This is a genomic window from Blastococcus sp. TF02-09 (assembly GCF_003319105.1).
Taxonomy (GTDB): domain Bacteria; phylum Actinomycetota; class Actinomycetes; order Mycobacteriales; family Geodermatophilaceae; genus Blastococcus.
Map to the genome: position 1 here is coordinate 261,170 of NZ_QOHH01000002.1, position 26,011 is coordinate 287,180.

General features: G+C 70.8%; 19 protein-coding genes. 3 read left to right on the forward strand and 16 right to left on the reverse strand.

The window, feature by feature from the left end; translation table 11 throughout:
• Positions 1-46 precede the first annotated feature (46 nt).
• The 3 genes from fusA to rpsL form a co-directional block, all read right to left on the reverse strand.
• A complete protein-coding gene (gene fusA, locus DQ239_RS03760; protein ID WP_113832906.1) occupies positions 47-2,146 on the reverse strand; it encodes an elongation factor G in 2,100 nt (699 codons plus the stop codon).
• Between the two features lie 100 nt (positions 2,147-2,246).
• A complete protein-coding gene (gene rpsG, locus DQ239_RS03765) occupies positions 2,247-2,717 on the reverse strand; it encodes a 30S ribosomal protein S7 (protein WP_113832907.1) in 471 nt (156 codons plus the stop codon).
• Positions 2,717-3,091 carry a 30S ribosomal protein S12 gene (rpsL, locus tag DQ239_RS03770; protein WP_012950487.1) on the reverse strand — a complete coding sequence of 125 codons (375 nt, stop codon included), beginning with the start codon at positions 3,089-3,091 and terminating at the stop codon, positions 2,717-2,719. The genes rpsG and rpsL overlap by 1 nt, the downstream gene beginning before the upstream one ends.
• A gap of 632 nt (positions 3,092-3,723) precedes the next feature.
• Between rpsL and DQ239_RS03775 the strand changes: the two genes are divergently transcribed.
• From DQ239_RS03775 to DQ239_RS03785, 3 genes are all read left to right on the forward strand, one after another.
• Positions 3,724-4,686 (forward strand): hypothetical protein, encoded by a 963-nt coding sequence (locus DQ239_RS03775; RefSeq protein ID WP_113832908.1) that lies wholly within the window; start codon positions 3,724-3,726, stop codon positions 4,684-4,686.
• 97 nt (positions 4,687-4,783) lie between these two features.
• Entirely contained in the window at positions 4,784-4,999 is a 216-nt protein-coding gene (locus DQ239_RS03780) for a hypothetical protein (RefSeq protein ID WP_113832909.1), read from the forward strand.
• A gap of 61 nt (positions 5,000-5,060) precedes the next feature.
• Positions 5,061-6,107: an LLM class F420-dependent oxidoreductase gene (locus tag DQ239_RS03785; protein ID WP_113832910.1), complete on the forward strand. Its 1,047-nt coding sequence runs from the start codon at positions 5,061-5,063 to the stop codon at positions 6,105-6,107.
• Positions 6,108-6,203: 96 nt separating this feature from the next.
• On the opposite strand, the gene DQ239_RS03790 is transcribed toward DQ239_RS03785, so the two are convergent.
• The 13 genes from DQ239_RS03790 to DQ239_RS03850 all read right to left on the reverse strand — a co-directional run bounded on the left by DQ239_RS03790 (position 6,204) and on the right by DQ239_RS03850 (position 25,657).
• Positions 6,204-10,109 carry a DNA-directed RNA polymerase subunit beta' gene (locus DQ239_RS03790; RefSeq protein ID WP_113832911.1) on the reverse strand — a complete coding sequence of 1,302 codons (3,906 nt, stop codon included), beginning with the start codon at positions 10,107-10,109 and terminating at the stop codon, positions 6,204-6,206.
• Positions 10,110-10,201: 92 nt separating this feature from the next.
• The gene (gene rpoB / locus DQ239_RS03795) at positions 10,202-13,594 is read right to left on the reverse strand and encodes a DNA-directed RNA polymerase subunit beta (RefSeq protein WP_199582658.1); all 3,393 of its coding nucleotides are present in this window, start codon (positions 13,592-13,594) and stop codon (positions 10,202-10,204) included.
• 481 nt (positions 13,595-14,075) lie between these two features.
• Positions 14,076-14,879 carry a hypothetical protein gene (locus DQ239_RS03800; protein WP_113832915.1) on the reverse strand — a complete coding sequence of 268 codons (804 nt, stop codon included), beginning with the start codon at positions 14,877-14,879 and terminating at the stop codon, positions 14,076-14,078.
• Positions 14,872-15,540, reverse strand: coding sequence for a hypothetical protein (locus DQ239_RS03805; RefSeq protein ID WP_113832917.1), 669 nt, complete (start codon positions 15,538-15,540; stop codon positions 14,872-14,874). Before DQ239_RS03805 ends, DQ239_RS03800 begins: the two co-directional genes overlap by 8 nt.
• A gap of 49 nt (positions 15,541-15,589) precedes the next feature.
• Positions 15,590-16,876 (reverse strand): MlaD family protein, encoded by a 1,287-nt coding sequence (locus tag DQ239_RS03810; protein WP_113832919.1) that lies wholly within the window; start codon positions 16,874-16,876, stop codon positions 15,590-15,592.
• A complete protein-coding gene (locus DQ239_RS03815; RefSeq protein WP_113832921.1) occupies positions 16,873-18,156 on the reverse strand; it encodes an MCE family protein in 1,284 nt (427 codons plus the stop codon). The genes DQ239_RS03810 and DQ239_RS03815 overlap by 4 nt, the downstream gene beginning before the upstream one ends.
• The gene (locus DQ239_RS03820; RefSeq protein ID WP_113832923.1) at positions 18,153-19,391 is read right to left on the reverse strand and encodes an MCE family protein; all 1,239 of its coding nucleotides are present in this window, start codon (positions 19,389-19,391) and stop codon (positions 18,153-18,155) included. The genes DQ239_RS03815 and DQ239_RS03820 overlap by 4 nt, the downstream gene beginning before the upstream one ends.
• Positions 19,391-20,422, reverse strand: coding sequence for an MCE family protein (locus DQ239_RS03825; RefSeq protein WP_113833303.1), 1,032 nt, complete (start codon positions 20,420-20,422; stop codon positions 19,391-19,393). The genes DQ239_RS03820 and DQ239_RS03825 overlap by 1 nt, the downstream gene beginning before the upstream one ends.
• Positions 20,422-21,480, reverse strand: coding sequence for an MCE family protein (locus DQ239_RS03830; RefSeq protein WP_113832925.1), 1,059 nt, complete (start codon positions 21,478-21,480; stop codon positions 20,422-20,424). Before DQ239_RS03830 ends, DQ239_RS03825 begins: the two co-directional genes overlap by 1 nt.
• Positions 21,477-22,850 (reverse strand): MCE family protein, encoded by a 1,374-nt coding sequence (locus DQ239_RS03835; RefSeq protein ID WP_113832927.1) that lies wholly within the window; start codon positions 22,848-22,850, stop codon positions 21,477-21,479. The genes DQ239_RS03830 and DQ239_RS03835 overlap by 4 nt, the downstream gene beginning before the upstream one ends.
• A 7-nt stretch (positions 22,851-22,857) precedes the next feature.
• Positions 22,858-23,724 (reverse strand): ABC transporter permease, encoded by an 867-nt coding sequence (locus DQ239_RS03840; protein WP_233488707.1) that lies wholly within the window; start codon positions 23,722-23,724, stop codon positions 22,858-22,860.
• Entirely contained in the window at positions 23,724-24,506 is a 783-nt protein-coding gene (locus tag DQ239_RS03845) for an ABC transporter permease (RefSeq protein ID WP_348519322.1), read from the reverse strand. The genes DQ239_RS03840 and DQ239_RS03845 overlap by 1 nt, the downstream gene beginning before the upstream one ends.
• Positions 24,507-24,535: 29 nt before the next feature.
• The gene (locus DQ239_RS03850) at positions 24,536-25,657 is read right to left on the reverse strand and encodes an ATP-binding cassette domain-containing protein (RefSeq protein ID WP_113832929.1); all 1,122 of its coding nucleotides are present in this window, start codon (positions 25,655-25,657) and stop codon (positions 24,536-24,538) included.
• Between the last annotated feature and the right edge of the window lie 354 nt (positions 25,658-26,011).

Here is a 26,011-nt window from a genome sequence, read left to right on the forward strand (position 1 = left end):
GCGAGGCCCGCCGGCCGCGGGCTTCCGCCCGCGACCGGTGTTGCCGTTACTCGCCGGTCGCCTTGGCGATGATCTCCTTGGCGACGTTGGCCGGGACCTCGGCGTACGAGTCGAACACCATGGTGTAGCTCGCCCGTCCCTGGGTGCGGCTGCGCAGGTCGCCCACGTAGCCGAACATCTCCGACAGCGGCACCAGGGCCCGGACGACGCGGGCACCGGAGCGCTCCTCCATCGCCTGGATGGTCCCGCGGCGGGAGTTCAGGTCGCCGATGACGTCACCCATGTAGTCCTCGGGCGTGACGACCTCGACGGCCATCATCGGCTCGAGCAGGGCCGGGCTGGCCTTGCGCGCGGCCTCCTTGAAGACCATCGAGCCGGCGATCTTGAAGGCCATCTCCGAGGAGTCGACCTCGTGGTACTGGCCGTCGATGAGGGTCGCCTTGACGCCCACCATCGGGTACCCGGCCAGGACGCCGTACTGCATGGCGTCCTGCATGCCCGCGTCGACCGAGGGGATGTACTCCTTCGGGATGCGACCACCGGTGACGGCGTTCTCGAACTCGTAGGTCGGTCCGTCGCCGGAGACCTCGAGGGGCTCGATCGTGACCTGCACCTTGGCGAACTGGCCGGACCCACCCGTCTGCTTCTTGTGGGTGTAGTCGACCTTCTCGACCGCCTTGCGGATGGTCTCGCGGTAGGCGACCTGCGGCTTGCCGACGTTGGCCTCGACCTTGAACTCGCGGCGCATGCGGTCGACGAGGATCTCCAGGTGGAGCTCGCCCATACCGGAGATGACCGTCTGGCCGGTCTCCTCGTCCAGCTTGACCTGGAAGGTCGGGTCCTCCTCGGCCAGCTTCTGGATCGCGGTGCCGAGCTTCTCCTGGTCGCCCTTGGTCTTCGGCTCGATGGCGACCGAGATGACCGGCGCGGGGAAGGACATCGACTCGAGGATCACCGGGTTCTGCGGGTCGCAGAGGGTGTCACCCGTCGTCGTCTGCTTCAGCCCGTTGACGGCCACGATCTGGCCGGCGCCCACGCCCGCGCGCTCTTCGCGCTTGTTGGCGTGCATCTGGTAGATTTTGCCGATCCGCTCCTTGCGGTCCTTGGTGCTGTTCAGCACCGCGGTGCCCGCGTCGAGCTTGCCCGAGTAGACCCGGACGTAGGTCAGCTTGCCCAGGTGCTGGTCGGTCTGGATCTTGAACGCCAGGGCCGAGAACGGCTCGTCCTCGTCGGCGTGCCGCAGGACCTCGGTCTCGCCGTCGAGCGCGGTGCCGACGATGGCCTCGATGTCCAGCGGGCTGGGCAGGTAGTCCACGACGGCGTCGAGCAGGGGCTGCACGCCCTTGTTCTTGAACGCGGTGCCGGTGAGGACCGGGTTGACCTGGCCGCCGATGGTGGCCTTGCGGATGGCCGCCTTCAGGCGGTCGACCGCGATCTCCTCGCCACCGAGGTAGTCCTCCATGAGCGAGTCGTCGAAGTCCGCGATGTTCTCGAGGAGCTTCTCGCGGTACTCGGCGGCCTGGTCGGCGAGCTCGGCCGGGATCTCCTCGACGGCGTAGTCCTCGCCCATCTTGGTCTCACCGCGCCAGGTGAGCGCACGCATCTCGACCAGGTCGACGACGCCGATGAAGTCGGCCTCGGCGCCGATCGGCAGCTGCAGCACCAGCGGGTTGGCGGCCAGCCGCTCGACCATCATGTCGACGCAGCGGAAGAAGTCCGCGCCGGTGCGGTCGAGCTTGTTGACGAAGCACATGCGCGGGACGCCGTACTTCTCGGCCTGACGCCAGACCTGCTCGGTCTGCGGCTCGACACCGGCGACACCGTCGTAGACCGCGACGGCGCCGTCGAGCACGCGGAGCGAGCGCTCCACCTCGACGGTGAAGTCGACGTGCCCGGGGGTGTCGATGATGTTGATGTCGTGGCCGTTCCAGGAGCACTTCGTCGCGGCCGACGTGATGGTGATGCCGCGCTCCTGCTCCTGCTCCATCCAGTCCATCGTGGCTGCGCCGTCGTGGACCTCACCGATCTTGTACGTGATACCGGTGTAGAAGAGGATGCGCTCGGTCGTCGTGGTCTTGCCGGCGTCGATGTGCGCCATGATCCCGATGTTGCGGGTCTTGCGGAGCTGGGCCTCGTTGCTGGCCATTGCTTCCCCTCTTGGTTCTCGTCCGTGTGCGGGTACCGGGCCCGTGCTCTCGTGAAGCGTCCCGGGAGTCCCGCCGACGGCGGGCGCTGGTGCCCTGCGGTTACCAGCGGTAGTGCGCGAAGGCCTTGTTCGACTCGGCCATCTTGTGGGTGTCCTCGCGCCGCTTGACGGCGGCGCCGAGGCCGTTGCTCGCGTCGAGCAGCTCGTTCATGAGGCGCTCGGTCATCGTCTTCTCGCGACGGGCCCGGCTGTACTGGATCAGCCAGCGCAGCCCGAGGGTCGTGCTCCGGGAGGCGCGGACCTCGACCGGGACCTGGTAGGTCGCGCCACCGACGCGGCGGCTGCGGACCTCAAGGGCCGGCTTGACGTTGTCCAGCGCGCGCTTGAGCGTGACGACCGGGTCGGTGTCGGTCTTGGCGCGGGCGCCCTCGAGGGCGCCGTAGACGATCGCCTCGGCGACCGAGCGCTTGCCGTCGACGAGCACCTTGTTCACCAGCTGGGTGACCAGCGGCGACTGGTACACCGGGTCGACGACCAGGGGACGCTTGGGAGCGGGGCCCTTGCGCGGCATTAGCTCTTCTCCTTCTTGGCGCCGTAGCGGCTGCGGGCCTGCTTGCGGTTGCGGACACCCTGGGTGTCCAGCGAGCCGCGGATGATCTTGTAGCGCACGCCCGGCAGGTCCTTCACACGACCACCGCGCACGAGCACCATCGAGTGCTCCTGCAGGTTGTGGCCGACGCCCGGGATGTAGGCGGTCACCTCGATGCCACTCGTCAGGCGGACGCGAGCGACCTTGCGCAGCGCCGAGTTCGGCTTCTTCGGCGTCGTCGTGTACACGCGCGTGCAGACTCCGCGGCGCTGGGGCGAACCCTTCAGCGCCGGAGTCTTGGTCTTCTCGACCTTGTCCTCGCGGCCCTTGCGGACCAGCTGGTTGATCGTGGGCATGGGTGGCCTGGATCTCCTACCTGCGCTGGGTGGTGCTTGCGATTCGTGCTGATGTCGTGGTGCTCGTCGGTCGTGCGCGGGCTGCCGGACCCCGGAGGAGTCCACCCGGACTCGGCCGCCGGCCGCTGTCCGGCCCCCGCGGTCGGGCGTGTCGCCCTTCCCGGGACCGGTCCGCAGCCGGACCGAACTCGGTTGCCCCTCGCGACTCGGCGCCGCCACCTTCCGGCCGGGGGCCGGAGGGCGATCCCCGGTGGCCGATGAGGCCACCCAGGCGCACCGCGAACGGGAGCTGGCCCAGGGCACCCTGGGCACGGCTGACCACGATACCCGCGCCCGGAGAACCGGTCAAAGCCGGGTCCCTCACACGCACGGCCCGTGGCCGGGCGCCACCCACCGGGGCGGATGACATCACGGGCAACCGCGGGCTGCCCGATCCTCTTCCCCGGCGCGGCAGGCGTTTCTGCACGCCCTCGCCGGAGCGGACCGCACGCTACCGCCCGCGGCGGCCGGGCGGGAGTAGGCGGGCGGTGGCGCGGGCGTCCCGCGGACCGATCTCCGCGACCGACCGCACCGGTTCCGTCGTACCCGCTGCCTAGCGTCCCGCACGTCCGCTCCCGTCCCCCGGAGGTCCCGTGCACCCCGATTCCGCCCGCGAGCTCAAGGCCCGCATCCTCGAGCAGCTCCCGTCGGCGCCCGTCGTCGCCGCCGACGCCGGCAGCGACGCCCCCTGGCCCTGGGTGGCGGTGGGCCTGACCCCCGCGGGCACGGCCGGCGCCCGGGTGGCCGTGCGGTTGCAGCGGGACGGGGACCGGGCGCTGATCCCCGACCTGGGCCGGGCGGCCGAGCAGGAGCTGGACGTCCGCGTCATCGGCCGCGTCCGGGCCCTCCGCTCCCCCGCCCCGGAGGAGCTCCAGCAGCGCGTCCGCCCGCTGCGTCCCGGCATCTCCGTGGCGCACCCGAGCGTCACGGCCGGGACGCTGGGCGGCTTCGTCCGCGTCGCCGGGGGCACCGCGATGCTGTCGAACAACCACGTGCTGGCCGCCAGCGACGCCGCGGCCGTGGGCGACGCGGTGCTCCAGCCGGGGCCGGCCGACGGCGGCGGTCCGGGCGACCGGGTCGCCACGCTCACCGCGTTCGAGCGCTTCCGCGAGGGCCTGCCCAACCTGGTGGACGCCGCGGTCGCGGTCCTGGACGCGGGCGTCGGGGCCGAGCCCGGCGACGTGCCCGGCGGTCCGCTGGGCGGCGTGGTGCCCGACGCCCTCGAGATCGACCCGGACGACACCGTCGAGAAGATCGGCCGCACGACCGGGCACACCCGCGGTCTGGTCACCGCGGTCGAGGTGGACGGGGTGGCCGTCCAGTACGACGACGTGGTGCACCGCTTCGACGACCAGATCGAGATCCAGGGGACGGCGGGCGGCTTCAGCGCCGGTGGGGACAGCGGCTCGGTCATCTGGCGCAGCCGGGACCGGGCTCCTGTCGCGCTGCTCTTCGCCGGCAGCACGACCGGCGGGTCCGACGGCTCCGGCGTCACCTTCGCCAACCCGCTGGCCACGGTCCTCCAGCTCCTGGGAGCCGTCTGGTTGGCCGAGTAGTACGGCCCCGTCCGGAGGCTCGCCCCGAGCGTGCGAGGGGTGAGGAGGACGCGGCCCTCCACTGTCGTCGGGCCGCCCGGAGGGGCACCATGGGGGCATGACCGACCGGGCCGCCGCGCGTGCCGCGAAGAGCGCGCTCACCGCGCGGCTCTCCGCCGATCCCGGCGTGGTCGGCATCGGGCTGGCCCGCCGCGAGGACGGGTACGTGCTCAAGGTGAACCTCGCCGATCCCGACGCCGCCCCGCGCGTGCCCGGCGACGTCGACGGCGTCCGGGTGGTCACCGAGGTGATCGGCGTGGTCCGGCCCGCCTAGCGGGACCGCTAGCGTGCCCCCAGGGCGCCGCGACGTGCGTCCGGAACCGAAGGAGGGCAACGTGCGCATCGGCACCCAGGTCAGTTACAGCGGTGGGTTCACCCAGAGCGCGGCGGAGCTCCGCGACCTCGAGTCCGCCGGGCTCGACCTCGCGGCGGTCGCCGAGGTCTACACGTTCGACGCGGTCAGCCAGCTCGGCTACCTGGCGGCGGTGACCGAGCGGGTCGAGCTGCTCTCCGCGATCTTCCCGATCTACAGCCGCACGCCGACCCTGACGGCCATGACGGCCGCCGGCCTGGACTTCGTGTCCGACGGCCGGTTCACGCTCGGCCTGGGCGCGTCCGGCCCGCAGGTCATCGAGGGCTGGCACGGTGTCCCCTACGACGCCCCGCTCCAGCGCACCCGCGAGGTCGTGGAGATCTGCCGCCAGGTGTGGCGCCGCGAGCGCGTGGAGCACCACGGCAAGAAGTACGACGTCCCGCTCCCGGCCGACCAGGGCACCGGGCTGGGCAAGCCACTGAAGCTGATCAACACCCCGGTGCGGGAGCGGATCCCGGTCATGCTCGCCGCGCTCGGCCCCAAGAACGTGGAGCTCGCCGCCGAGATCGCCGAGGCCTGGGAGCCGATCTTCTTCATGCCCGAGCGCGCGCAGTCGGTGTGGGGCGACGCCCTCGCCGCGGGCAAGGCCAAGCGCGACGCGGCGCTCGGGGACCTGCAGATCATCACCGGGGTGCCGGTCGCGATCGGGGACGGCCTGGACGAGTCGGCCCTCCTGGACCGCGTGCGGCCGCAGCTCGCGCTGTACATCGGTGGCATGGGTGCCCGCGGGAAGAACTTCTACAACGACCTCGCCGTCCGCTACGGCTTCGAGGCGGAGGCCAAGGAGATCCAGGACCTCTACCTCGACGGGAAGAAGGACGAGGCCGCCGGCCAGGTGCCCGACGAGCTGGTGCGGGCGACGTCGCTGATCGGGCCCGAGGCGCACGTGGCCGAGCGGGTCTCCGCGTTCGCCGAGGCCGGCGTGACCACGCTGATGCTGCAGCCGCTCGACGGCAGCCCGGAGGGGCGCCTGCGGACCGTCGAGACCATGAAGAAGCTCGCCGGCTGACCCACCCCCGAACTTTCGGTACCGAAAGTCCCCCGGACGCGAAAGGGCCCCCGAGTCGGATGACTCGGGGGCCCTTTCGTCACTGCTTATCTGGCGTCACTGACGCCAGTCGTACTCCTCGAGACGCACGGCCTCGCCGGTGCCCTGACCGAAGACGTCCGGGCTGTAGTACTGCCCGTCGTCGTAGCCGGCCATGGTGTAGACGGCGGCCCGCGCCTCCTCGGTCGGCTCGACCGTGATGTTCCGGTAGCGGCTGATGCCCGTACCCGCCGGGATCAGCTTTCCGATGATCACGTTCTCCTTGAGCCCGAGCAGGCTGTCGCTCTTGCCCTGGATCGCGGCGTCGGTGAGGACCTTGGTCGTCTCCTGGAAGGAGGCGGCCGACAGCCACGACTCGGTCGCGAGCGAGGCCTTCGTGATGCCCATGAGCACCGGACGGGCCGAGGCCGGCTCGCCGCCCTCGGCGACGACGCGGCGGTTCTCGGTCTCGAACAGCGTCCGCTCGACCAGCGCACCGGGCAGGAACTCCGTGGCGCCCGAGTCGATGATGGTCACCCGCTTCAGCATCTGGCGGATGATCACCTCGATGTGCTTGTCGTGGATCGACACACCCTGCGACCGGTAGACCTCCTGGACCTCGCGGACCAGGTGCAGCTGCACCTCGCGCGGGCCCATGATCCGCAGCACCTCGTGCGGGTCCACCGCACCCTCGGTGAGCTGCTCGCCCACCTCCACGTGCGCGCCGTCCTCGACCCGCAGCCGCGAGCGACGCGACAGCTTGTCGTAGACGACCTCGTCCGAGCCGTCGTCCGGGGTGATGGTCAGCTTGCGGAACTGCTCGCTGTCCTCGATCCGGACGGTGCCGGCGAGCTCCGCGATCGGCGCCTTGCCCTTGGGGACGCGGGCCTCGAAGAGCTCCACCACACGCGGCAGACCGTGCGTGATGTCGGCACCGGCCACACCACCGGTGTGGAAGGTGCGCATCGTCAGCTGGGTGCCGGGCTCGCCGATGGACTGCGCGGCGATGATGCCGACGGCCTCACCGACGTCGACCAGCTTGCCGGAGGCCAGCGAGCGGCCGTAGCAGGTGGCGCAGGTGCCGAGCAGCGACTCGCAGGTGAGCACGCAGCGGACCTTGACCTCGGCCACACCGGCGTCGATCAGCGTCTGGATCAGCACGTCACCCAGGTCGGCGTTCGCCGGGGCGATGACCGTCCCGTCCTCGGCCACCACGTCGGCGGCCAGGGCGCGGGCGTAGACGCTGGTCTCGACGTGCGCGTCACGGGTGACGACGCCGTCCACCAGGGTGCCGATCGGCATGACCACGCCACGCTCGGTGCCGCAGTCCTCCTCGCGGATGATGACGTCCTGCGAGACGTCCACCAGACGACGGGTGAGGTACCCGGAGTCGGCGGTACGCAGGGCGGTGTCCGCGAGACCCTTGCGGGCACCGTGCGTGGAGATGAAGTACTCCAGCACGGACAAACCCTCCCGGAAGTTGGCCTTGATCGGCCGCGGGATGATTTCGCCCTTCGGGTTGGCCACCAGACCGCGCATACCGGCGATCTGGCTGATCTGCATCATGTTGCCTCGGGCACCCGAGTTGACCATGACCCAGACCGGGTTGGTGGTCGGGAAGTTGTCCACCATCGCCTGGGAGACCTCGGCCCGCGCGCGGGTCCAGATCTCGATCAGCTCGCCACGACGCTCGGAGTCGGTGATGACACCGCGCTCGTACTGCTTCTCGATCTTGGCGGCCTCGGCCTCGTGCCGGTCCATGATCTCGCGCTTGGCCGGCGGGGTGACGACGTCGTCGATCGCGATCGTGACGCCCGAGCGGGTCGCCCAGCGGAAGCCGGCCGACTTGAGGGCGTCCAGCGTCGCGGCCACCTGGACCTTGGGGTAGCGCTCGGCGAGGTCGTTGACGATCGCCCCGAGTTCCTTCTTCGGCACCTGGTAGTTGACGAAGCGGTAGTCCTCGGGCAGGGCCTCGTTGAACAGCATGCGGCCCAGCGAGGTCTCCACCAGGGCCGGGGCACCCGGCGTCCAGTCCTCGGGCTGCGTCCAGGCCTCGTTGACCTTGCCGTTGTCGACGCCGAACACCTCGTCGAGGCGGATCAGCGCGCGCTCCTGCAGCGCCAGGGCGCCCTTGTCGAACGCCATGACCGCCTCGGCCGCGGACCCGAAGGCCGCCGGCTGGCCACCGTCGGCCTCGTGCCGCGAGGGCACCAGGGTCGTCAGGTGGTACAGGCCCAGCACCATGTCCTGGGTCGGCGCGGTGATCGGGCGACCGTCGGCCGGCGACAGGATGTTGTTCGACGACAGCATCAGGATCCGGGCCTCGGCCTGGGCCTCGGCCGACAGCGGCAGGTGCACCGCCATCTGGTCACCGTCGAAGTCCGCGTTGAACGCGGTGCAGACGAGCGGGTGGATCTGGATGGCCTTGCCCTCGACCAGCTGCGGCTCGAAGGCCTGGATGCCCAGACGGTGCAGCGTCGGCGCGCGGTTCAGCAGCACCGGGTGCTCGGTGATGACCTCTTCCAGCACGTCCCACACGACCGGGCGCGCACGCTCGACCATCCGCTTGGCGGACTTGATGTTCTGCGCGTGGTTGAGGTCGACCAGCCGCTTCATGACGAACGGCTTGAAGAGCTCCAGCGCCATCTGCTTGGGCAGGCCGCACTGGTGCAGCTTCAGCTGCGGGCCGACGACGATGACCGAACGGCCGGAGTAGTCGACGCGCTTGCCGAGCAGGTTCTGGCGGAACCGGCCCTGCTTGCCCTTGAGCAGGTCGCTCAGGGACTTCAGGGGACGGTTGCCCGGGCCGGTGACCGGACGGCCGCGACGGCCGTTGTCGAACAGCGCGTCCACGGACTCCTGGAGCATCCGCTTCTCGTTGTTCACGATGATCTCGGGGGCGCCGAGGTCCAGCAGACGCTTCAGCCGGTTGTTCCGGTTGATCACGCGGCGGTACAGGTCGTTCATGTCGCTGGTCGCGAAGCGGCCACCGTCGAGCTGCACCATCGGGCGCAGGTCCGGCGGGATGACCGGGACGCAGTCCAGCACCATGCCCATGGGCGAGTTGCGGGTCTGCTGGAAGGCAGCCACGACCTTCAGCCGCTTGAGGGCCCGCAGCTTGCGCTGTCCCTTACCGCTGCGGATGGTCTCGCGCAGCGAGGCGGCCTCGGCGTCGAGGTCGAAGCCGGCCAGCAGCTTCTGCAGCGCCGCGGCGCCCATGCCGCCCTCGAAGTACTCGCCGAAGCGGTCGCGCAGCTCGCGGTAGAGGCTCTCGTCCGCGATGAGCTGCTTGACCTCGAGCTTGCGGAAGGTGTCCATCACCTCGTCGAGGCGGTCGATCTCCCGCTGCGAGCGGTCGCGCAGCTGGCGCATCTCGCGCTCGCCGCCCTCGCGCACCTTGCGGCGGACGTCGGACTTGGCGCCCTCCGCCTCGAGCTCGGCCAGGTCGGCCTCGAGCTTCTGCTGGCGGGCCTCGACGTTGGCGTCGCGCTGGCCCTCCAGGTTCGACTTCTCGGCGCTGATCTCGGCCTCGATGGTCGGGAGGTCGCGGTGGCGCGCCTCGTCGTCGACCGAGGTGATCATGTAGGCCGCGAAGTAGATGATCTTCTCGAGGTCCTTGGGCGCCAGATCGAGCAGGTAGCCCAGGCGAGACGGCACGCCCTTGAAGAACCAGATGTGGGTGACCGGCGCGGCCAGCTCGATGTGGCCCATCCGCTCACGACGCACCTTGGCGCGGGTGACCTCGACGCCGCAGCGCTCGCAGATGATGCCCTTGAAGCGGACGCGCTTGTACTTGCCGCAGTAGCACTCCCAGTCCCGGGTGGGACCGAAGATCTTCTCGCAGAAGAGACCGTCCTTCTCCGGACGCAGGGTCCGGTAGTTGATGGTCTCGGGCTTCTTCACCTCACCGTGGCTCCACTGGCGGATGTCGTCGCCGGTGGCCAGCCCGATGCGGAGCTCGTCGAAGAAGTTGACGTCGAGCAAGGTGTGACCCCTTTCAGGGGCTAGATCTCAATGACTGTCGGAAGTCGGGAGCCGGCCGGCCCTGACGGCTCAGGGCCGGCCGGCGGGGACGATCAGACGTCCTCGACGGACGACGGCTCGCGGCGGGACAGGTCGATGCCCAGCTCCTCCGCGGCCCGGAAGACCTCGTCGTCGGTGTCGCGCAGCTCGATCGCGTTGCCGTCGCTGGAGAGGACCTCCACGTTCAGGCAGAGCGACTGCAGCTCCTTGAGCAACACCTTGAACGACTCCGGGATGCCCGGCTCGGGGATGTTCTCGCCCTTGACGATCGCCTCGTAGACCTTGACCCGGCCGAGGATGTCGTCGGACTTGATGGTGAGCAGCTCCTGCAGCGCGTAGGCCGCGCCGTAGGCCTGCATCGCCCAGCACTCCATCTCACCGAAGCGCTGGCCACCGAACTGCGCCTTACCACCCAGCGGCTGCTGCGTGATCATCGAGTACGGGCCGGTCGAGCGGGCGTGGATCTTGTCGTCGACCAGGTGGAGGAGCTTCAGGATGTACACGTAGCCCACGGCGATCGGCTCGGGGAACGGCTCCCCCGAACGGCCGTCGAACAGGCGCGCCTTGCCGGTCTCCTTGACCATCCGGTTGCCGTCGCGGTTCGGCGTCGTCGAGCCGAGGAGGCCGATGAGCTCGTCCTCCTTGGCGCCGTCGAACACCGGCGTCGCGGTGCGGGTCCCCGGCGCGGCCGAGCGGGCCGCCTCGGGCAGGTTGGCCGCCCACTCCGGGGTGCCCTCGACGTTCCAGCCCTGCTTGGCGATCCAGCCCAGGTGCATCTCGAGCACCTGGCCGACGTTCATGCGGCCGGGGACGCCGAGCGGGTTGAGGACGATGTCGACCGGGGTGCCGTCCTCGAGGAACGGCATGTCCTCCTGCGGCAGGATCTTCGAGATGACGCCCTTGTTGCCGTGGCGCCCGGCGAGCTTGTCGCCGTCGGAGATCTTGCGCATCTGGGCGACGTAGACCCGGATCAGCTCGTTGACGCCGGCGGGCAGCTCGTCGCCGTCCTCGCGCGAGAACACGCGGACGCCGATGACCTTGCCGGACTCACCGTGCTTGACCTTCAGCGACGTGTCGCGCACCTCGCGCGCCTTCTCGCCGAAGATCGCGCGCAGCAGGCGCTCCTCGGGGGTCAGCTCGGTCTCGCCCTTGGGCGTCACCTTGCCGACGAGGATGTCGCCGGGCACGACCTCGGCACCGATGCGGATGATGCCGCGCTCGTCGAGGTCGGCGAGGACCTCCTCGGAGACGTTCGGGATGTCCCGGGTGATCTCCTCGGCACCGAGCTTGGTGTCGCGGGCGTCGACCTCGAACTCCTCGATGTGGATCGAGGACAGGACGTCGTCCTGCACGAGGCGCTGCGACAGGATGATCGCGTCCTCGTAGTTGTGGCCCTCCCACGGCATGAAGGCGACGAGCAGGTTCTTGCCCAGCGCCATCTCGCCCTGGTCGGTGCACGGGCCGTCGGCGATGACCTGGCCGACCTCGACGCGCTGGCCCTCGTCCACGACGGGGGTCTGGTTGATCGAGGTGCCCTGGTTCGAGCGGCGGAACTTCAGCAGCCGGTAGGTCTGCCGCGTGCCGTCGTCGGCCATGACCGTGACGTAGTCGGCGGTGGAGTCCTCGACCACACCGGCCTTCTCCGCCACGACGACGTCGCCGGCGTCGACGGCGGCACGCAGCTCCATGCCGGTACCGACCAGCGGCGCCTCGCTGCGGAGCAGCGGGACGGCCTGCCGCTGCATGTTCGCGCCCATGAGCGCGCGGTTGGCGTCGTCGTGCTCGAGGAACGGGATCATCGCCGTCGCGACCGAGGTCATCTGCCGCGGCGAGACGTCCATGTAGTCCACGTTCTCGGGGGCGAGGTAGTCGACCTCACCGCCCTTGGTGCGGACCAGGACGCGCTCCTCGGCGAGGCGGCCCTGCGCGTCGAGCGGGCTGTTGGCCTGCGCGACGACGAAGCGGTCCTCCTCGTCGGCGGTCAGGTAGTCGATCTGCGTCGTGACCTGGCCGTTCTCGACCTTGCGGTACGGGGTCTCGATGAAGCCGAAGGCGTTGACCCGGCCGAACGAGGACAGCGAACCGATCAGGCCGATGTTCGGGCCTTCCGGGGTCTCGATCGGGCACATCCGGCCGTAGTGGCTCGGGTGCACGTCGCGGACCTCCATGCCGGCGCGCTCACGCGACAGACCACCCGGACCCAGCGCCGACAGGCGGCGCTTGTGGGTCAGGCCCGCGAGCGGGTTGGTCTGGTCCATGAACTGCGACAGCTGGCTGGTGCCGAAGAACTCCTTGATGGAGGCGACGACCGGACGGATGTTGATCAGGGTCTGCGGCGTGATCGCCTCGACGTCCTGGGTCGTCATCCGCTCGCGGACCACGCGCTCCATGCGGGAGAGGCCGACCCGGATCTGGTTCTGGATCAGCTCGCCGACGGTGCGCAGGCGACGGTTGCCGAAGTGGTCGATGTCGTCGACGCCGTGCTCGGGCTCGCCGGCGTGGAGACGCACGACGTACTCGATGGTGGCGACGATGTCGTCCTCGGTCAGCGTGCTGGTGCCCTGCGGCACCGAGACGCCCAGCTTCTTGTTGACCTTGTACCGGCCGACCTTGGCCAGGTCGTAGCGCTTCGGGTTGAAGAACAGGTTCTCCAGCAGCGCCTGCGCGGACTCACGCGTCGGCGGCTCGCCCGGGCGCAGCTTGCGGTAGATGTCGAGCAGCGCCTCGTCGGTGCCGGCGATGTGGTCCTTCTCGAGGGTGGCCAGCACCGTGGGCGACCACTGGAAGTGCTCGCGGATGCGGTCCTCGGTCCAGCCCAGCGCCTTGAGCAGCACGGTGACCGGCTGGCGGCGCTTGCGGTCGATGCGGACGCCGACGGTGTCGCGCTTGTCGACGTCGAACTCCAGCCACGCACCGCGGCTGGGGATGACCTTGGCGCTGAAGACGTCCTTGTCCGACGTCTTGTCCAGCGTCTTGTCGAAGTAGACGCCGGGCGAGCGGACCAGCTGAGAGACGACGACGCGCTCGGTCCCGTTGATGACGAAGGTGCCCTTGTTCGTCATGATCGGGAAGTCGCCCATGAACACCGTCTGCGACTTGATCTCGCCGGTGGTGTTGTTCATGAACTCCGCGGTGACGAACAGCGGCGCCGCGTAGGTCATGTCCTTGTCCTTGCACTCCTCGAGGGACGCCTTGACGTCCTCGAAGCGCGGGTTGGAGAAGGACAGCGACATCGAGCCGCTGAAGTCCTCGATCGGCGAGATCTCCTCGAGGATCTCGGCCAGGCCGCCCACGGCGGACTCCTGCTCCTCGGGCGCGAGCGTGGCGCGCCACTCGGGGCTGCCGATCAGCCAGTCGAACGACGCCGTCTGCAGGGCCAGCAGGTCCGGGACCGCGAGGGGCTCGGAGATCTTGGCGAACGAGACGCGCAGCGGCGCGCCGGGGATCTTCGCCTGGTCGGCCTCGCCGGTGCGGGGGCCGTCCTGCGGCGTCGGGGTGGTGCGGGTGGTGCCGGACTCGGTGGTGCTGGGGTTGATGCTGGTGGGGCGAGAGCCTGCCAAGATGCGTCCTTCCAAGGACCTCACGACGTGCGGGCGGTGGGTGCGGGTCGTCCTGGGTCGTCGTCGGTAATGGCGAGGCTGTCCGCGACGGCCGGGAACGCCCGGATCGACGGTCGACGCGGGGCCACCCGGTAGGTTCCCGGGCACCCGGCGTGACCCCTTTTCAGCGGGCAGGCAGTCAGAGGGCAGCGCAACAGGAGACCCTACCCCTGCTGTTGCGCGATGTCCACGTCAGGGGTACCGGTGCGACCGGCGCCACAACCGGGCGGACACGGTCCGCGCGCCGGGGCGGTGCAGCCATGATGCCAGCCGCCCGGCCGCTGTCCGACCGCCACGCCGATCGACTCCGCACCCCTCCGTGCGGGGCCTAGCTCGTGGTGAGCACCGTGAGCTCGCTGATCTTCCAGTCGCCGTCGACGTCGACGAGCGTCGCCCGGACCGTCTGCACGCAGGACTGGGCGCCCTCGGGCGTCACCGTGCACTCCGAGCCCTCGGGGGCCGGCTGGGTGCCGCTGTTGACCGACTTCAGCACGTACTGGCCGAAGACGACGACCGTCGCGGACTCCTGCGACTCGTCCACCTGCTGCACACCGACGTCGAGGACCTCGTAGCGGGTCGTCGCCGACACCTGCTCGTAGGAGCTGATGATGCCGCCGTCGGTGAGGTCCTGCTCGTACTGGTCGCGCAGGTCGCCGGTGAGCGCGTCGAGCTTGCCCTGCACGCTGCCCTCGGAGTCCTCGTAGTCGTAGGCGTAGACGGCCTGGATGCCGCTGCGGGCCGCGGCGAGGATCTCCGGGTCGACGTGCGTGGGGTGCAGCCGCTGCCAGAGCAGCACTCCCCCGCCGGCGGCGGCGGCCACGCAGAGCAGCGCGAGCACCAGCAGGGCGGCGGGCAGGCGACGCCGGGCGGTGCCGGTGGCTGCACCCGCGCCGGCGGACGACGGGGTACGCCTCGTGCGCGCCCGTGGCGTCGCGTCCTCGCGCACGTCGTCGCTCGCGGGCAGCTCGACCGTCGCCGGAGCAGTTGCCGGCGTCACGGGCTCCTCCCGGTCGCGGCGGCTGCCGGCCACCCGGGCCCGGGGCCCGGGACTGGGGCGCGCGGCCGCCGGGCGGGCGCGCGGCGTGGGGCGCGGGCGCCCCTCGGGCAGGCGGTCGTCCTGGTCGTCACTCATCGCCCGCGGACCCCGTTCCCGTGATCCCGGAGAGGAGCCACCGGTCGCCGGACTTCTCCAAGGCCACCTCGAGGCGGTACCGCGAGATCTGCACCTGCTCGCTGGCCGTGCTCTCCTGCGTCGCCTGGATCACCAGCAGGACCGTCGCCTCCTCGGTGTCGGCCCGGGTGACGCCCGCACCGATGATCTCGGTGTTGACGACGGCCTCCAGCTCGGTGATCTCCTGCCGCCGGTCCTCCAGCTCGGACACCGAGGCGTCGCGCAGGTCCCCGGTCGCGACCCGGCGGATCTGCTCGATGTCGTCGTCCAGGGTCAGGTAGTCGAACGACGTCAGGTCCACGACGCCGGAGCGCGCCGCCTGCAGCGCCTCCGCGTACTCGCCGGTGCGGACGGGGGACTCCCCGGGCCGGGTGAACCAGAGGAAACCCACCCCGGCCAGCAGCAGCACGAGGAGGACCGCGAGCGCGGGCACCAGGGGAACGGACAGCCGCACGCGGCGTCGCGTCCGCGGCGGCGCTTCGCCACCGGGCTCCGCGTCGTCGCCGGAGTCGGCAGCCGCACCCGGGACCGGGTCGTCGGCCGGCACGAGGGAGGGGTCGTCGCCGGGTGCCGCAGCGGTCGCTCCCCCGGCTCGCGCACCGGTCCGCGCATCGCTGGTCACGCGGGCACTCCTCCTCGTCGATGGGCGACGTCGACCGTCGGCATGCCGCTCATCCCGCGACGCTGGAGAAGGGGCTGGCCGAGACCAGCCCGCCCAGCAGGTCGGTGAGCGGCGCGAGCGGACCGGGCGCGGCGGGGAGACCCCCACCGCCGGCCGGACCCTCCGGTGAGGCGCCGGCCTGGCCGCCGTCCCGGCCGATGTTCTGCTCGCCGCGGATGTTAGACCCGTTCTCGTCGTAGGCATCGCCCGGCGCCGGGTCGACACCGTTGATGACGTCGCAGCGCACGGCGTCGGTGTCGACGGCCTCGACCGCGCCCTGGGTGGGGGTCGTGGAGCTGGGCACGTAGCCGGTGGTGCAGGGATGCGGCTCCCCGGCGTTGAGCACGAACCCGAAGTGCGAGCGCAGGACGCCGTCCTCGTCGCGGCGCACCACGGTGAACCCGCCGGACACGGCGTCCGGGTAGGTGACCAGCATCTGGCGCACGCCGTCGAGCCGCGGGATCGTCACCCCGTTCAGGATGTCCAGGTTGCGGACCAGCGAGCCCAGGCCCGGGCCGGCGTCCTCCACCAGCGTCTGCAGGGCCTCCCCGGCGTCGGGCGCGTTGACCACGATCTCGCGCAGGTCCGGGTCCAGGTCGACCAGCGTGTCGGTGACCAGCCGCAGGTCCGCCGCCCACGCGCGGATCGCCGAGCGGCTGTCCCGCTGGGTGTCCAGCACCGTCTGGCCGTCGGTGATCAGCGCCAGGGTCTGCGGGAGGGACTCGGTGGCCCGGGCCAGGAGCAGGTCCCCGTTGTCGATGAGCCGCCCGAGGTCGTCCCCGGCACCCTCGAAGGCCCGCCCGAGCTCCTCGATGACGATCCGCAGGTTGTCCTGGTCGATCGAGCCCACGAGCCCGTCGAGGTTGAGCAGCATCTGCTCCACCGGCACGGGGGTGCTGGTGCGCTCCTTCGGGATGACCGAGCCGTCCTCGAGGTAGGGCTCGCCCTCGCTGGTGGGCCGCAGGATCACGTACTGCTCCCCCACCGCGCTGCGGGTGGCGACCGTGGCCTCGGTGTCGGCGGGGATGGGCTCGGCGTCCGGGTCGATGCGGAGGACCACGCGGACGCCGTCCTCGACGACCTGCATGTCGGTGACCCGGCCGACGGCGACTCCGCGGTAGGTCACCTCGGCGTTGACGAAGATCCCGCCGGACTGCTCGAAGTCGGCCGCCACCTCGTAGCTGCCCCCGAGGAGGACGCGGTCGAGGCCGACGTAGGTGAAGCCCAGGTAGGCCATCGCCACGACGGACAGGGTGACGAAGGCCGCCAGCTTGAACTTGGTCGCGCGAGCGATCACGGTCCCACCTCCGACACGAGGGGCAGCCCCGCGCGGCTCGCCGCCGGGTCACTTTCCGGCAACTGGTCCATGACCTGCCCGGTGGCGTCGCCGAGCCCGGCCGGCCGGCTCTCCGACGACTGCGACGACTGCTGCGCCGCGGCGGTCGACTCCTCGCCGGCCGGCGACACCGTGCCGCCGCCCTCGGCGCCGCACTTGCCCTGGCTGAGGGCCTCCGTCAGCGGGAGCTCGCGGAGCGCGCCGCTCTGGTCGACGACGTAGCGGCAGAGGAGCTGGGTGAGGTCCAGGTCGACCGTCGCGGTCATGTTGGTGAACAGCGCCGTGCCACCGGTCTGCGCCTGGCGGTAGTTCAGCGCCGACAGGGAGCTGTCGGGGAACGGATAGGTCAGCAGCAGCTCCAGCGAGTTCGCGAGGTCCGGGCCGGCCGCGGCGAGCTGGCTGAGGATCGGCTGCAGGAGTTTCAGGTCCTCGATGGTGTTGGTCGCCGACGCGTTGATGACCCGCGTGCCGACGTCCCCGAGCCGGGCCAGCCCCTCGAGCATCGACACCAGCAGCCCGCGCTGCTCGTTGATGACGTCGAGCCCCGGGCCGATCGTGTCGAGGGCCGTCTCGATGGTGGCGGTGCGCTCCGCGAGCGTGCGGGCGAGCTCGTCGGAGCGGTCCAGGGCACGGTTGATCTCGGCCCGCTGCTCGTCCAGACCGCCGATGAAGGTGTCCAGCTGGCCCAGGGTGTCCTTGATCTCGGCCTCGCGACCCTCCAGCGCGTCCCCGAGCTCGCGGTTGATCGTCTGGAGCTGGGCCAGCCCACCACCGTTGAGCACCAGGGAGAGGGCCCCGAGGAGCTCCTCGACCTCGACGTTGCGGTTCGTGCGGTCCAGCGTGATCCGCGCGCCGTCCTCCAGGCGCCCTTCCGCCTCCTCGTTCCCCGGGGCGGCCAGCTCGACGTACTTCTCCCCCAGGAGCGAGGACTGCTGGATCGCCGCCACCGCGTTGGCCGGCAGGTCGACGTCCCCGTTGACCTGGATCGTCACGACCGCGGTCCAGTCCTCCTCGTCCAGCTCGATGCCGTCCACCCGGCCCACCGGCACGTCGGCGACGCGCACGCCGGACTGGGGCACGAGGTCGAGGACGTCGAGGAACTCGACCTCCACCGTGTACGGGTCGTCGCCGAGGTCGGCACCGCCGGGCAGGCTCACGGAGTAGGCGCCGCGGAAGCCGCAGCCGCCGAGCAGCAGCACCCCGACCGCGAGGGCACCGGCCCGCTGCCACCGGGCGGTCACTTGGCACCTGCCAGGGTGACCGCGGGCAGGCCCGGGAGGTGGACACCGCCACCGCTGCCACCGCCCCCGAGGAGCGCGTCGCGCAGCTCCTCGTAGTCGGGGATGCGGTTGTTGTTGAGGTCGTCGGCGGCGCCGTCGGCGTTCGCGTCACCGGACAGCAGCCGCGAGCAGACGTCCTGGACGCTGTCGCGCAGCGGGCCGGTGAGGTCGGGGAGCGCCACCGGCAGCTCGAGCTCGATCCGCCCGGCCTGCGCGAGGAGCCCGCAGACGACGACCTCGGCGTTGAGCGAGCCGACCCCGTTGTCCCGGGTGTCGAGCGTGCCGTAGTCGGGGTTGTAGGCGCGGGCCAGGTTGCTCAGCGCCGCCGGTGCCACGTCGAGCACCTCGGCGAGCTTGGCGCGCTGCTGGACCAGCACGAGGGTCACGTCCGCGAGCCGGTCGACGTTCGTCGTCAGCAGCGCGGTGTTGTCCCGGACGAAGCCGGCCACGTCACCCAGGGCGTCGCTGAGCAGGACCACCGCCTCCTGGAGGTCGGCGCGCTCGCCCTCGAGCAGGTCGGCGACCGCGGCCATGTTGTCGTTGAACTGGCCGACCTGCGCATCGATCGTGGCCAGCGCGCTGGTGAAGGTCTGGAGGTTCTCCAGGGACCCGAACAGGTCGTCGCGGTTCTCGGCGAGCGTCTCGACCGCCTGCGAGAAGCCGGTGAGGGTGCGGTTCAGCTCGTCACCGTTGCCTTCCAGGTTGGCCGCCCCGACGTCGACGAGGTCGGACAGGGCTCCGTTGGCGTTGGCACCGGTGGGGCCGAGGGCCGCCGACAACTCGTCGAGCGCGCCGTACACCGCGTCGAGCTCCACCGGGATGGCGGTGCGGTCCAGCGGGATCTCGGCGCCGTCCTCCATCGTCGGACCCCCGTCGTAGACCGGGGCGAGCTGCACGTAGCGGTCGGAGACCAGCGAGGGCGCCAGGATGATCGCGTCGGCGTCGGCCGGGACGTCGTAGTCCTCGTCGATGCTCATCTCGACGCGGACCTGGTCGCCCAGGGGCACCACCTCGTCGATCGTGCCGATGGGGATGCCGAGCACCCGGACGTCCGAGCCGGGGTACAGGCCGACCGTCTCGTCGAAGAACGCGGTCACCCGGTACTGCCCAGGCGGGCGCAGGACGGTCCACCCCACCGCGGCGAGGAGCACGAGCGCCGCCGTGATGGCCACGGCGCGCTGCAGGCTGCCACTCATCAGCGACCTCCCTCGGTCGGTTCGCAGCCGGTCACCGGGGTGTCGGCGCCGCCGCAGACGGCCGCACCGACGACGGTGGGGATGAGGTCGTTGACGAAGCTGTCGAACCAGCGCCCGTTGCCCAGGGTGTTGGTGAAGACGCGGACGAAGGGCGCCAGCTCCTTCACCGTCTCGCCCAGCGCGGCCCGGTTGCGGGACAGGATGTCCGTGACCCGGGACAGCTGCTGCAGAGCCGGGGTCAGCACCTCGCGGTTGTCGTCGACGAGGCCGGAGAGCTGCACGGCGAGCTGCTGGGTGCTCTCCAGGATCGAGTCGATGAGCTCCCGCCGCTCCTGCACCTCGGTGAGCAGGGTGTTGGAGTCGATGATCAGCTGGGTGAACTCACCGTTGCGGTCGGCGAGCACCTGGGTGACCTCGCGGGTGGAGGACAGCAGCTCGCGCAGCTCGGCGTCCCGCGACGCGATCGTGTCCGAGAGCCGAGCGAGGCCCTGGAGCGAGGTCTGCACCTCCTCGGGGGTCTCGGCGAAGGTGTCGGCCAGCACCTCGAAGCTGGCCGCGAGCTGACCGGTGTCGATGTCCTGCACGGTCGTGGAGAGGTCGGCGAAGGCCTCTACGACGTCGTAGGGCGACGCCGTCCGCTCCAGCGGGATGCGCTCGTCGGGGTCCAGCTCCTGCGACCCGCGGGGGACCAGCGCCACGTACTTGGCGCCGAGCACGGTCTCGATCTTGATCGCCGCCTCGGACCGGTCCCCGACGAAGGCGTCCTTCACCCGGAACTCGACGGTCACCGCGCCGTCCTCGAGGGAGAGGCTCTCGACGTTGCCCACCTTGACCCCGGCGACGCGGACCGGGTCGTCGGCCCGCAGGCCGGCGGCCTCGGAGAACTGCGCCTTGTAGACGGTCCCCCCGCCGATCAGCGGCAGCGACTGCGCGTTGAAGGCGAGCAGCACGATGGCGGCGATCACGCTCAGGCTGACCGCCCCGATGATCACCGGGTTGCGGTCTCGGAAGTTCGTGGACCGGCGAGCCATCAGCTGCACCCCTCCGCGCCGCTCTCGAACTCGAACTTTTGGGCCGCGGGTGCCCCACCGAGCGGGGTCGCGGGGAGCGTCACCGTGCCCCCGGCCCGGCACAGGAAGAAGTTGAACCAGCTGCCGTTGATGGCGGTCCGGGTGGTGAGGTCGAGCTTGGCCGGCACGGTCTGCAGGAAGCGCTCCACCACGTCCCCGGTGTCGCCGAGGTTGCGCGAGAGGTCGTCCAGCGCCTGGATGTCGGCGGTCAGCGGAGCCCGCGCGTCCTCCAGGAAGCCGCTGGTGCTCGTGGCCAGCTGGTCGATGGTGGCCAGGGAGTCGAAGATGACCTCCCGGTCACCGGCCAGACCCGTGACGAACTCCTGGAGGCTGACCACCAGCCCGGACAGCTGCTCGTCGCGGGCGGCGAGGGTGCCCATGACGGTGGTCAGGTTGTCGATGACGCTGCCGATCACCTGGTCGCGGTCGGCCAGGCTGTTGGTGAGCGAGCCGACGTGCCCGAGCAGGCTCTCCACGGTCCCGCCCTCACCCTGGAAGACCTGGATGATCTCGAAGGAGACCCGGTTGACGTCCTCCGGCGAGAGGGCCTGCAGCAGCGGCTGGAAGCCCCCGAACAGGACGGTGAGGTCGAGGGCGTTCGTCGTCTGCGCCACCGGGATCACCGCTCCGGACTCGAGCGTGTCGCCGCCGGAGCCCTCCCCCTCGGTGAGGGCGATGTACCGCTGGCCGACGAGGTTCCGGAAGCGGATGGTCGCCTCGACGCTGCTCGGGAGCGGCACCGACTCGCCGACCTCCAGCTCCACCTCCGCGACCGGGCGGTCGGTCTCGTCCGACAGCCCGATGCCGACCACCTGGCCCACCCGGACGCCGGCGATGCGCACCTCGTCGCCCTCGACCAGCCCGGCGACGTCGGTGAACTGGGCCCGGTAGGTCAGCTGCTCCCCGTAGCCGGCGTTCGTGATGGTCGTGATGAGCACGTAGGCCGCCAGGATGGTCACGAGCGCGAAGGCGAGCAGCTTGACCAGCGGTCCGCCCAGGCCCCTGAGCTGGCCCTTCATCGGAACATCACGTTCTTCCCCCGCAGGACCGGCGCCAGGGTCGCGGCGCCGAGGTCGGACACGTCACCGGGCTCGTCGCCGGTCTGGAACGCGAGGATGCTGCGCACGAAGTCGAGCTCGGCCGAGGAGCCGGCCAGCACGTCGGGCAGCGACCGCCCCTCCCGCGCGCCACCGGGCACGTTGTTCGGGTTGCCACCGTCGTCGGCGCCGCCCTCGTAGCAGGCGGGCTCGTCCCGCAGCTCGCTCTCCGGCGACTCGATGCCGTCGAGGGGCGGGTAGGGGCAGTAGTACTCCCCCGCCTGGGCCTGGGCGATCTCCCCGTCGATGTCGTCCAGACCGCGGCAGTCCGGCGGCGCCGTCTCGGCGTAGATCGGCTGGTCACCCGGCGCGTAGGGGTTCCGCGGCGGCAGGGTGAACACGATGTTCAGGTTCAGGGCCGGGTCTCCGTCGGTGCCGAAGGTCTCGCCGATGCGGGGCACCGAGGAGGCGAGCCCGTCGAGCAGGCACGGGTAGACCGGCGAGTACTCGGCGAAGAGACCGAGCACCGGCCGCGACGTCTCCGCCAGCGAGATGAGGTTCCGCTCGTTGCGCTCCAGGAACCCCGCGGCCACGTTGGCGGAGCTCGTGCCCACGCTGAACGTGCGGCGCAGCTGCTCCTGCTGGTCGACCACGGTGGTGTTGGTGACCGCGAGGTTGTCCAGGACGGCGAGCAGGTCGTCGGCGGCGCCGTCGTAGGTCTCGGCGAAGTCGGCGATGCCCGAGATGTCGGCCTGCAACTCGGGCAGGACGGTGTTGATCTCCCCGACGTACTCACCGGTCGCGGCCAGGTTCGCGCCGAGGTCGTCGCCGCGGCCCCGGACGGCGTCCGCGACGGCCCCCAGGGTGAAGGCGAGATCCTCCGGCTGTACCGCCTGGAGCAACGGCAGCGTGTCGTCGATGACCCGCTGCAGCTCGATGGCGTTGCTCGTCCGGTCCTGGCCGATCACGTCTCCTTCGGCCAGCCGTTCCCCGCTCGGGTTCTCCGGCAGCTCGAGGGACACGAAGCGCTCGCCGAAGAGGGTCTTGGGCAGCAGCCGCGCGGTCACGTCGGCAGGGATCTGGTCGACCTGCTCCGGGTCGAGCGCCAGCTCGATCACGGCGCCGTCCACGCCGGCCTCGACCTCGCGCACCTCGCCGACGATGACGCCGCGCAGCTTCACGTCGGAGGCCGCCTGGAGCTGGTTGCCCGCGGTGTCGGACTCCAGCGTCACCCGGACGACGTCGGCGAACGCCTTGTTGTACTGCGCGACCGCCAGGCCGAGCAGCAGGGCGAGGACGACGAGGAACGCCACGCCCTGGAGACGGGTGCGGATCACCTTGCTCCTGCTCATCGGTCGGTCACCCCGCGATCCGGACGGTCGTGGTCGAGCCCCAGATGGCCAGCGACAGGAAGAGGTCGATGACGTTGATCGCCACGATGGAGAAGCGCACGGCCCGGCCGACGGCCATGCCGACGCCCGACGGTCCCCCGCTGGCCCGGTAGCCGTAGTAGCAGTGGGTGAGGATGACCACCACGGCGAAGACGAGCACCTTGAGGAACGACCACAGCACGTCCTCCGGCGGGAGGAACAGGTTGAAGTAGTGGTCGTAGGTGCCGGCCGACTGCCCGTACGCCTGCGTGACGATGGTCCGGGTGGCGAAGTAGCTGGTCAGGAGCCCCAGCACGTAGAGCGGGACGACCGCGATGAAGCCGGCGATGATCCGGGTGGTCACGAGGAACGGCAGCGAGGGCACGCCCATGACCTCGAGGGCGTCGATCTCCTCGTTGATCCGCATGGCGCCGATCTGGGCGGTGAACCCGCAGCCGACCGTCGCCGACAGCGCCACCCCGGCGACCAGCGGGGCGATCTCGCGGGTGTTGAAGTAGGCCGACAGGAAGCCGGTGAAGGCCGAGGTGCCCAGCTGGTCGAGGGCGGCGTACCCCTGCAGGCCGACCGCCGAGCCGGTGAAGAACGACAGCGCCGCGATGACGCCGACCGTGCCGCCGATGACCGCGAGCGCACCGGTCCCGAAGGTCACCTCGGCCAGCAGCCGCATGACCTCCTTCTTGTAGCGCCGCAGCGTGCGCGGGGTCCACGCGAGGGCGCGGCCGTAGAAGCCGAGCTGGTCGCCGAGGTTCTCGAGCGAGTCCAGCGGCTGCCTGCCTGCGCGCCGGAGCCGCCGCAGGCCGACCCGGACCCGGTCCACCGGGGAGAAGAGCGCCATCACGACCCCTTCGGTGGGACGAGCTGGAAGTAGATCGCCGTCATCACCAGGTTCACCGCGAACAGCAGGATGAAGGTGATGACGACGGACTGGTTCACCGCGTCACCGACGCCCTTGGGGCCGCCTCCTGCGTTGAGCCCCTTGTAGGACGCGACGATGCCGGCGATGAGCCCGAACACCAGCGCCTTGGTCTCCGACGCCCAGAAGTCCTCGATCTGGGCCAGGGCGCTGAACGACGACAGGTAGGCGCCCGGTGTGCCGCCCTGCAGCACCACGTTGAAGAAGTAGCCGCCGGCGACGCCGACAACGCTGACCAGGCCGTTGAGCAGGACCGCCACCAGCATGGCGGCGAGCACCCGGGGGACGACGAGGCGCTGGATGGGGCTGATGCCCAGCACCTCCATCGCGTCGATCTCGTCGCGGATCTTGCGGGCGCCCAGGTCGGCGCAGATGGCCGAGCCACCCGCGCCGGCGATCAGCAGGGCGGTGACGATGGGGCTGGCCTCGCGCAGCACGGCGAGGACCGACGCCGACCCGGTGAACGACTGGGCGCCGAGCTGCCGGGTGAGCGATCCCAGCTGCAGGGCGATCACTGCGCCGAACGGGATCGCCACCAGCGCCGTGGGGATGATCGTCACGCTCGCGACGAACCAGGCCTGCTGGATGAACTCGCGCAGCTGGAACGGCCGCTTGGGCAGGGCCTTGAGGACGTCGAGCGCGAAGGCGAAGAGATCGCCGCTGGCGGCCAGCGGGCGGGTGGGCGAGAACCGCCCGTCGAGCAGGCCGGGGGCCTTCGGCTCCTCGGTGGTGCTCACGAGCCGCCGCCCGACCGGGGCAGCACGGCGGTGGCGGAGGCGCCGGCCTCGGGCGCCCAGTGCCGTCCGCCCTGGCCCGCCGTGGGCTCGAAGACGCCGGCGTCGGCCTGCGCGAGCAGCTCCTCGGGCAGCGACTGGCGGATCGCGGCCTGCGTCGTCTCGTCGAACTCGTGCAGCATTCGCGCGACGCGCTCCTGCCGGCGGCGCTCGGCCTTGCGCTCGGGCAGCCCCTCGGACGGGATCAGCTGCGGCGGGACGGCGTCGCCACCGCTGGCCCCCTTCGGGCCGACGCCGTTGTGCGAGTCGCCGCCGCGGGCTTCCAGGGCGGCCATCTCGGCCTCGACCTGGGCGACGTCCTTCTCCTCGCTCATCCCGATCGGCCCCTCGCGGCGGCCGTTGAGGAACTGCCGGACCACGGGCTCCTGCGAGGTGAGCAGCTGCTCGCGCGGGCCGAACATGACCAGGTTCTTGCGGAACAGCAGCCCGAGGTTGTCCGGCACCGTCCGGGCCGTGCCGATGTCGTGGGTGACGATGAGGAAGGTGGCGTCGATCTGCGCGTTCAGGTCGACGATCAGCTGGTTGAGGTAGGCCACGCGGACGGGGTCGAGACCGGAGTCCGGCTCGTCGAACAGGATGATCTCGGGGTCGAGCACCAGGGCCCGGGCCAGGCCGGCGCGTTTGCGCATACCGCCGGAGATCTCACCGGGGAGCTTCCCCTCGGCACCCTGCAGGCCGACCATGTCCATCTTCTCGAGGACGATGGACCTGACCTCGGACTCGCTCTTCCGCGTGTGCTCCCGCAGCGGGAAGGCGATGTTGTCGAAGAGGTTCATGGACCCGAACAGGGCGCCGTCCTGGAACAGCACGCCGAAGAGCTTCCGGATCTCGTAGAGCTTGTGCTCGCTGGTCCGGACGATGTCGGTGTCCTTGATGACGATCGAGCCCCGCTCGGGCTTCAGCAGGCCGACCAGCGACTTCAGGAACACCGACTTGCCGGTGCCGGAGGGTCCGAGCAGGACCGAGATCTCCCCCGGCGGCAGGGTCAGGGTGACGTCGCTCCAGATGTTCTGGCTGCCGAACGACTTCGACAGACCTTCGACCTCGACTGCGACGCCCACGATCCCCGCCTCCCCGTTCCGGTACTAGTACCGGGTCCCCGCCCCGCCGCATCGACGAGCCCCGGCAGTGTGCTGCACCACAGCCGGACACGCATCCGGAACGTCGTGCGCACTCTGGCAACTCGTCGATAACGACCACGCCGGCGACAGGTTACGTGTGTCACGCCTTTTACGTGACCCGGGTCTCCATCTAGTTCCTCCGGCGGTGCTCGGCGTTCCCTCGCTCAGGGGACGCGACAGGGGCCGCCCTCCCGAAGGAGGACGGCCCCTGTGCGGCGAAGCCGCGAGGCGACGCCATGGAACGGCCGCGGCGCAGGGACCCGGGCCTAGCGGAGCGAGGGCTGGGGGGCGCCG